Source organism: Mesorhizobium sp. M7A.F.Ca.CA.004.12.1.1 (assembly GCF_003997835.1).
Taxonomy (GTDB): domain Bacteria; phylum Pseudomonadota; class Alphaproteobacteria; order Rhizobiales; family Rhizobiaceae; genus Mesorhizobium.
Genome location: NZ_RZRK01000230.1, coordinates 1 through 7,992, shown reverse-complemented (window position 1 = coordinate 7,992; position 7,992 = coordinate 1). Strand labels below are relative to the sequence as shown.

9 protein-coding genes are annotated in these 7,992 nt (G+C 59.9%); all 9 read left to right on the top strand.

Annotated elements, in window-relative coordinates:
• On the top strand, nt 1-800 hold an 800-nt coding region (locus tag EN984_RS14385; RefSeq protein ID WP_281057290.1), incomplete at its 5' end, for a nitrogenase component 1.
• Nucleotides 801-808: 8 nt separating this feature from the next.
• Nucleotides 809-2,161 carry a nitrogenase iron-molybdenum cofactor biosynthesis protein NifN gene (nifN, locus tag EN984_RS14380; RefSeq protein WP_024505265.1) on the top strand — a complete coding sequence of 451 codons (1,353 nt, stop codon included), beginning with the start codon at nt 809-811 and terminating at the stop codon, nt 2,159-2,161.
• Nucleotides 2,158-2,655, top strand: a complete 498-nt coding sequence (gene nifX, locus EN984_RS14375) for a nitrogen fixation protein NifX (RefSeq protein ID WP_063169371.1) — start codon at nt 2,158-2,160, stop codon at nt 2,653-2,655. The genes nifN and nifX overlap by 4 nt, the downstream gene beginning before the upstream one ends.
• Nucleotides 2,656-2,671: 16 nt before the next feature.
• Entirely contained in the window at nt 2,672-3,151 is a 480-nt protein-coding gene (locus EN984_RS14370) for a NifX-associated nitrogen fixation protein (RefSeq protein ID WP_024505267.1), read from the top strand.
• Nucleotides 3,151-3,963: a response regulator transcription factor gene (locus EN984_RS14365; protein ID WP_095489438.1), complete on the top strand. Its 813-nt coding sequence runs from the start codon at nt 3,151-3,153 to the stop codon at nt 3,961-3,963. Before EN984_RS14370 ends, EN984_RS14365 begins: the two co-directional genes overlap by 1 nt.
• Nucleotides 3,964-4,058: 95 nt before the next feature.
• A complete protein-coding gene (locus EN984_RS14360) occupies nt 4,059-4,931 on the top strand; it encodes a universal stress protein (RefSeq protein WP_063169369.1) in 873 nt (290 codons plus the stop codon).
• Between the two features lie 842 nt (nt 4,932-5,773).
• Nucleotides 5,774-7,072, top strand: a complete 1,299-nt coding sequence (locus EN984_RS14355; protein WP_063169368.1) for a SidA/IucD/PvdA family monooxygenase — start codon at nt 5,774-5,776, stop codon at nt 7,070-7,072.
• A gap of 13 nt (nt 7,073-7,085) precedes the next feature.
• On the top strand, nt 7,086-7,463 hold the full coding sequence (locus EN984_RS14350; protein WP_024505270.1) for a hypothetical protein: 378 nt from the start codon (nt 7,086-7,088) through the stop codon (nt 7,461-7,463).
• Nucleotides 7,464-7,735: 272 nt separating this feature from the next.
• The coding region (locus EN984_RS14345) for a TlpA disulfide reductase family protein (RefSeq protein ID WP_164765472.1) at nt 7,736-7,992 on the top strand (257 nt) is incomplete at its 3' end.

Below are 7,992 nucleotides of genomic sequence, written 5' to 3'. Positions count from 1 at the left end.
GCGATGCGCGTTACCGCGACATTGCTTCCGCGCACCGCGCCCGGGCGGCAATGATCGTGTGCTCGACCGCGCTGATCAGTCTTGCCCGCAAGATGGAGGAGCGCTGGGACATCCCGTTCTTCGAGGGCTCCTTCTATGGCATCTCCGACACATCGCAAGCTCTTCGCAACCTTGTCAGGCTGCTGGTGAGGAAGGGCGCCGATCCGGAGATCCTCGAGCGCACGGAGACGCTGATCGCGCAGCAGGAGGCGATCGCGTGGAAGAAACTCGAATCCTACCGGCAAAGGCTCCAAGGCAAGCGCGTGCTGCTCAACACAGGCGGTGTGAAGTCCTGGTCGGTTGTCCGTGCGCTGATGGAGATCGGAATCGAGATCGTCGGCACCTCGGTCAAGAAATCTACGGTGCAGGACAAGGAGCGCATCAAACAAGTTCTCAAGCACGACAAGCATATGTTCGAATACATGGCTGCGCGCGAGCTGTACGCCATGCTCTCTGAACACAGGGCCGATATCATGCTGTCGGGCGGTCGCACGCAATTCATTGCGCTCAAGGCCAAGACGCCCTGGCTCGATATCAACCAGGAGCGCCAGCACCCTTATGCCGGCTATGCCGGCATGGTGGAACTCGTACGCCAGATCGACCTCGCCATTCACAATCCGGTCTGGTCTCAGGTGCGCCAGCCGGCCCCGTGGGATTGCCAGCCTGATCTAAAAGACGAACTGCCATGCACGAAGAAGGAGTCCGGGCACCTGTTCGATGAATTCGCCGGCGCGACGGCACACGAGTTCAGCGAGTGTTGAGGCGACCGATGGCCCGCATCCTTCCCCAGACCAAATCCGCGGCGGTGAACCCGCTGAAGTCGTCGCAGCCGCTGGGTGCCGCCTTTGCCTTTCTTGGGGTCGACGGCGCGATGCCGCTGTTCCACGGCAGCCAGGGATGCACAAGCTTCGCGCTCGTGCTCTTCGTACGGCACTTCAAAGAAACGATTCCATTGCAGACAACAGCGATGGATGAGGTGGCGACCATCCTCGGCGCTGCCGACCATCTTGAAGAAGCCATCCTCAACCTCAAGAACCGCACGAAGCCAAAGCTGATCGGGGTGTGCACGACCGCGCTGGTGGAGACGCGTGGCGAAGATTGCGCGAGTGATATTGCGAACATCAAGCTGAAGCACACGCAAGAGCTTGCGGGTACGGAGGTCGTGCTGGCCAACACGCCGGATTTTGACGGCGCGATCGAAGAGGGCTGGGCCAAGGCAGTCACCGCAATGATCAAAGGGATTACAGGCTCGGGCGAACGTGCGCGGCAGCCGAAGAAGATCGCGATCCTGCCCGGATGCAACCTCACTGTCGCCGACATCGAGCATATGCGTGACATGGTTGAAAGCTTTGGGCTCAAGCCGGTTATTCTGCCCGACATTTCAGGCTCGCTCGACGGTACGGTTCCTGACCGCTGGGTAGCGACCACATACGGCGGCACCAGCGTCGAAGACATTCGCGAGTTGGGCACGGCCATGCAATGCATCGCCATCGGTGAGCACATGCGCCGCCCGGCGAAAGCGCTGCACGGGTTGACCGGCGTGCCTTACGTGTTGTTCCAGTCACTGACTGGGCTGCAGGACACGGACCGCTTCGTGTCGCTGCTGTCTGCGATTTCGGGCGCGGCGGTACCGGCCCGCGTGCGCCGGCGCCGGGCGCAATTGCAGGACGCGATGCTCGACGGACATTTCCATTTCGGCGGCAAGAAAATTGCCATCGCTGCCGAACCAGACCAGCTGTTCCAACTTGCGACCTTCTTTGCTGGCCTCGGCTCCGAGATAGCCGCGGCCGTCACAACGACCGACAGGTCTAAAATTCTCGAGAAAGTCCCGGCGGTTTCGGTTCAGATCGGCGATCTCGGCGATCTGGAAAGTCTTGCCGTCGGTGCTGACCTGCTTGTCACGCATTCGCACGGGCGCCAAGCATCGGAGCGGCTCCGAATTCCGCTCATGCGCATCGGGTTCCCGGTCTTCGATCGACTAGGCAGCCAGCACAAGCTCGCAATTCTCTATCAGGGCACCCGCGACATGATCTTCGAGGTCGCCAGCATCTTCCAGGCCAACCAACACGCGCCCACTCCTGAGGCGCTTGATCCACTCCGTAATCGAGAAATATCACGATGAACGCTGTTCGCCGCCTCTCGCTGGTCAGTAGTGAGGTTTTCGCCCCGATGCCTGAACGACGTAAGGGCGCATTGCGCGTTGCGATCGCCACTCAGGACATGCAGGACCTCAACGCCCATTTCGGGTCGGCCAGGCGCTTTGCTGTCTACGACGTGACGCGCGAGGAATGGAATCTCGTAGAAGCCGTGGCCTTCGATGACGTGTCCGATGAAAGCGGGGAGCATCGGGCCGAGCGCGATGATCGCATCACGCCAAAGGTGGATGCGCTCAAGGGCTGTCAGATCCTGTTTTGTCTGGCAATTGGCGGCCCTTCGGCAGCCAAGCTTGTCGCGGCAAAAATCCACCCGATCAAAGTGGCGGAGCCCCAATCGATCCCACAGGTGCTCTTGCGCACGCAGATGATGCTCAGGACGTGTCCTCCGCCTTGGCTGCGCAAGGTGCTGGCGCGAGCGGGCATTGCCGAAAAGAAACCGTCCTTCGAGGACGAGGACTGAAAAGAGGAGGACGCCAATGCCTGACCCCGCAATCCCCCCAGCTGTCGCCGAAGACGAGGCGGCTCTTTGCACCCCGTTCGTCAAATGCCTCGTGCGGCTGATCCGTTCTCAGGATTCCTATGGCTCGTGGGAACGCAAAGCGGACGCTGAGCTGCTGGGCGACTTCATCATTACCAAGGAACAGCGCCGAGGGATCCCAATCATCGGAGATCCCGATCCCGACGTGCTGTGGAGGCTCGACAAGTACTACGCCGCCATCGGGCTTGCGATCGAGGAGCGCTGCGGCCTTATGGCATCGCCGATGATCCAGGTGAGCCATGAGGGTTTTGGTCGGGTGCTTTTCACGACCGGACGGCTGGTCGTTTTGTCCAAAACGCTGCGCGATGTCCACCGGTTTGGCTTCGAGACGCTCCTGAAGCTCGCCACGGCCGGTACGAAGCTGGTCGACGATGCGATTTCAGTCATCGAAACCTTTCCCCACGTGGCGCTGGCATGATGGGCGCGATTTTCGAGAAAGGCCATCATGACGGACCCGAGAAACTATGTTGGCCAGTCCCCTCGATCCAGGGACTCGAGGCCGACCAGGTTGTTGGGGTATCGCCGATGAAGAAGCCGCTGGTCCTGATCTGCTCGCAAGATGCCGAGTTCTATCTGCTCTACAGCCACATACTGGAGGTTGACGGTTTCAGCAGTGAGACGGCAGACGGCGCGAAGGCTGCGCTGGCCTTGGCCGAACAACGGGAGCTTCAGGCCGTAGTGCTGGATTGCGACCCAGCCAGCATAAACGGGTCCGCAATTTGCGCCCACCTCAAGCGGGAACCGCGCACCACCGACCTGCCTATCATCGCCCTGATCGCGCCTGGCGCCGAGCACCAGCACCTCGATCTCTTGAAGGCAGGCGTTGAGAGCTTTGTGCGGCCGGTGGCTCCGGCCAAGCTGCTCGACTGCCTGCGGGCGAGGCTCGGGCTGACCAAGCGTGGTCCGAACGGGGTTGAAAACGACAGTTGGATTTGTTGTGGAGGCCTGGAGATGAAGCTCGATGCCCATCGGGTTCGCGGTAATGGCCACGACATCCATCTCGGACGGATCGATTTCAACGTGCTGCGGCTTATGATTGAGGCCCCCGGCAAGGTCTTCAGCCGGGACGAGCTTATCGGGGCGGCCTGGCTGCCCAACATTCATGTCGGTGCACGCACCGTCGATGTCCATATCAGCCGAATCAGGAGGGCGCTGAAAACGGCCTTGCCCGGCAGCGTCATTCGCACCGTCAGGTCGGCCGGCTACTCGCTCGAGAAGCCGGACGACTGAAATCGGTGATCGAACGTGGTGCCGCTCTCTCTTCCTCCTGAGAGCGGTGTTGCCGCTTTGAGGCGCTCCTAACGAAGACCAGGAGAAGCAGGCAAATGGAATTTAAAAGCATATTCAGTGTGACGGGTGCTGATCATTCTGATGAGGACCTCACAACAGCTGCCGGACTGTGTGCCGAGGTCGGCGCGCACCTATCGGTACTCATTATACCGCCTCCATTGCTCTTGATGTCGTCTCCGCCCCCCGAATGGAATACAGGACGTGCACAGGCAATTGCAGTACCGAACTATCGATTTCAGCAAATCGAGAAATTTTCACAGGACGTGACCAGAATGGAAAGACGGTCCGCGGATATCCTCAAAAGGCTGAAAGCTATGTCGCTTTCCTGTGACGTTGACACCGACTATTGCGATCCGGCTAGCCTCGGTGAAGTGGCACGACAGCGGGCGCTCTGCGCTGACCTGACGATCGTTGGAGGAGACCTCCTCAACGATGAGACTCTCGGACCTCCTGTTGTCAACGGCTGCTTGTTCGATAGCGGAAAGCCGGTGCTCATCGTGCCGAAGGGCGTTAAGGCGACGCTGTCGCCTCGACGCGTGCTGGTCGGCTGGGATTCGCGTGTAGAGGCCTCGCGTGCGGTTCGGGAAGCTCTTAGTATCCTATCCGCTGCCAAGGAAGTCTGTGTCGCTATGGTCGATCCAAAGGCGCAAAACAACGGGAAAGGCGCGCAGTCTGGAGCTGACATCGCTGCCTATCTTACTCGGCACGGTGCTCGGGTCTCCGTTGACCTGCTTAAGAGCGCCGGCAAATCGGCGGGCACAGTGCTGACCCAGCACGCGAACGACATCTGTGCTGACATGATGGTTATGGGTGCTTATGGCAGCCGTGGGCTGCGTGAGCGGATTTTCGGCGGTCCGCCGAGCTGGAGCTTTGGGAAGACCACATTGCCGCTGTTTTTGGCTCGCTGATCAGCTCCGTAGGAACACCGATCAGGTCGTAGGACCGCCAACCAGTCCGAAGTCGTCGTCGGTTACCGGTCGGATTGCGGAGACATGGCTGGATCCGCGAACATCTTGCGACGCTTGTCAGAGCCAAACCGGACGCCTCGACTGCTTCACGACGCTCTCGTGAACCAACTCGTGCGAGATCGTCCGCAACGGGCAGTAAAGACGAACGGCTGCAGCAGACCGCAGCCAAGCCACAGGGCGGGTGTACCAGGAGACCCCGCCTCGTGCGCGAACCCTGTTGGAAGGCCCCTTATCAGTACCCGGACGCGCGTCAAATCGGCGGCTGTCCCTGTCAGCCTGCGGTGTGCAAGGGCCGCTGCCGCGGAGCTTCCCCTGCCCGATCGTCGGGCGTGCGACAATGTCGGATTCCAGACGAGCTGGAACTGCGCGAACTCGTTGGTTTGACAGGTCTTTATCCGGCACGCCGCATGCATGGGAGTCTCCGAAAGCATTAAGAGCCGTTATCCATGGTTACGCCCCTCGAAAGAAAGAGCCGCTTCCGTCGTGGCAGGGAAACAGCCACTCCTGGGGTGGAGGCCGGCGCTAGAAGCCGCCGTAAGATCCGGAAGAGCCGCGCGACAGCATCACACACTTTCCTTCTGCTCTTGGGTTCGGATCACGCCGCGCCGCTGTCGATGCCGCCGACATTGAGCCCAAGACCTGGAAGGCGGCACACGCTTTTGCTGTCCTCTCAGTCGGGACCGCGGCTCAAGCATGCCTGTGAGGTTCGCATTGCTCAATGCCCGGCAATCGACGTCAACATGCCGCTGAGTTGGAAAACACTCCTAGAGGAGTAAGGATAAGTGGACCTCTTTTGTATTGGTGTGGGTGCTGGACCATCTAATTTGAGCCTTGCGTGTCAGATACAGGAAGAGATTGCGCAAGGGGCACTGTTCCTGGACCGGGAGGTCGATTTCCGAGGACATCCAGGCAGCGCTTTCGATTGCGCGGAGCTCCAGGTCGGCCACTTCCAGGATCTGGTTACTCTGGTCAATCCGCGATCAGCCTACACATTCGTAAACTACCTCCACGAGAACGGGCGTCTTTACAATTTCCTCAATGCGCAATTTCACGGGGTGCTTAGAGCCGAGTTCGCCCAATATCTCAACTGGGCGTTCCAGAAGAATCCGCTTGTCCGTGGCGGCGAGGCCGTTCGCGAAATCCGCTTTGACGGCGAGTTTCGCGTGCGGACGGACAACGCGGTCCTTGATGCAAGAAACCTCGTCATCGACATAGGCAAGCAGGCGCAAATTCCGCCTCAGTTTCATGGCTGGACTGGACCCAACCTGTTCCACTCATCTGAGTTGGCCCACATCAATCCTGAGGTGCAAAAAAAGCATGTCTGCGTTGTTGGCGGCGGACAGTCGGGAGCCGAGCTGCTACTGCACCTTGTCGGCCGGCCGAAAGAACGGCGGCCCGCGGCGATCACATGGGTCTTGACGCGCGAGATGCCTTTCGACGACCACGCGTTCACAAACGGGCTGTTCACGCCATGCTTCTCGGATCGTTTTGCTGCGATGAGCGAGGTGCATCGACAGCTGTTCCTGCGGCGTTTCGCGCTTGCCTCCGAGGGCATTTCAGAAAGCAAGTTGCGCGCGGTCTATCAGGCGCTCTACCACCACGCCTTTCTCGAGCCACACCAATGCGAGATCACATTGCGGCCAAGTTGCAACGTGTCGCGCTGCATCAATGCCGGAGCAGGGCACAGGCTCACGCTGCAACGCGGCTTGGACAACATCGGAGAAGTAACCGCCGATATCGTCATCCTGGCCACCGGGTACGAGAAACCGCTGCCGGGTTTCCTAGAACCGATCGCAGATCGCCTCGAACAGATCGGCAATGAGCTCGCCATCGGCGAGGATTTTTCGGTGTACTGGGACGGACCGCGAGACCGACGCCTTTTCGTTCAGAACGCCTGCCTTGGACAGCGCGGGCTGGCTGATCCGAACTTTGGGCTGCTGGCCTGGCGAGCGCGCCGCATCCTTGACAGCCTTCTGCGGCGCGCGCCATGCGCCAATCCCGAGCATCTAGGGTTCATCAACCGTCCCTTGACGGAGTGCTGGCCCGACCTCGGAGTCGAACAAATGGGCAGCGGGATATGATTCGTCGATATTGATGATCGGCGGTGGCATTCAGGAAAGATTTCCGCCTCTGGCGGCAAAAGCGGGACGAGCAATATTCCTACGGCGTCAGATCGCTCTGCTCGCGCTTGAGCAAGGTAGCGTCGCGCGACTCCTGCTTGGCGTGAAACAGCAAAGGGCATTCAATCACGATGCAGCTTTACGTGCTGTCGGGCTCAACGCCACGTGGATCGAGCCCAACGCCGCCGTTGGCAACCGCGACGCGAATTATGACGCCGGGCCACATGCGGCGGTGGCTGCAAGGGTACCGAGCCTCTCCCGCACTTTCGACCCCATCGCCGAAGTGCGACTACTCCAGGACGCCGAAGCCGGTCTTATCGCCAGCGGGCCAGCCAAACTCTCACCTTCCTAAACGGCAGCCGCTAAGGTGAGCCGTCGAAAGCCGACATTCAGGTTAACGTCAGCTGGCCGTGTTAGGGCTCGCTTATTCAAGGCGGTACCGGCGCTTGCCGAAGCTAAGAAGGGTTGGCATGCCCTTTGCCGTGCTTGATGTGCGGCAACACGGTGAGAGCTCCGCTGAAGCAAGCGAGAGGGAGCAATGCCCTCGAGACCGTGTCCGATTTTGACTGGAAAATATTCCGCGACAAAAGAGACGAAAGGTGTGGAATGACTTTGGACACCAAGATGGAACTGCGTATGGGGTCCCCGGCTCCTGCGCTGAAAGTGGAGAACTGGCTGCGTGGCGAGCCCCTCACGAGCCTTCGGCCCGGCAAGGTCTACCTCGTTGAATTTTGGGCGACTTGGTGCCGACCATGTGTCCACGCCATGCCCCATTTGATCGAACTGCAGGAGAAATATAAAGACAGCGGATTTGAGATTATCGGAGTCGCAGCTTGCGAAAAGGCTGCAACCGCGGACGAAGCGCGGACCAACGTGGATGC

Coding starts and splice junctions, on each gene's coding strand:
- nifN (WP_024505265.1), top strand. CDS start 809: ATGGCCCGCATCCTTCCCCAGACCAAATCCGCGGCGGTGAACCCGCTG.
- nifX (WP_063169371.1), top strand. CDS start 2,158: ATGAACGCTGTTCGCCGCCTCTCGCTGGTCAGTAGTGAGGTTTTCGCC.
- EN984_RS14370 (WP_024505267.1), top strand. CDS start 2,672: ATGCCTGACCCCGCAATCCCCCCAGCTGTCGCCGAAGACGAGGCGGCT.
- EN984_RS14365 (WP_095489438.1), top strand. CDS start 3,151: ATGGGCGCGATTTTCGAGAAAGGCCATCATGACGGACCCGAGAAACTA.
- EN984_RS14360 (WP_063169369.1), top strand. CDS start 4,059: ATGGAATTTAAAAGCATATTCAGTGTGACGGGTGCTGATCATTCTGAT.
- EN984_RS14350 (WP_024505270.1), top strand. CDS start 7,086: ATGATCGGCGGTGGCATTCAGGAAAGATTTCCGCCTCTGGCGGCAAAA.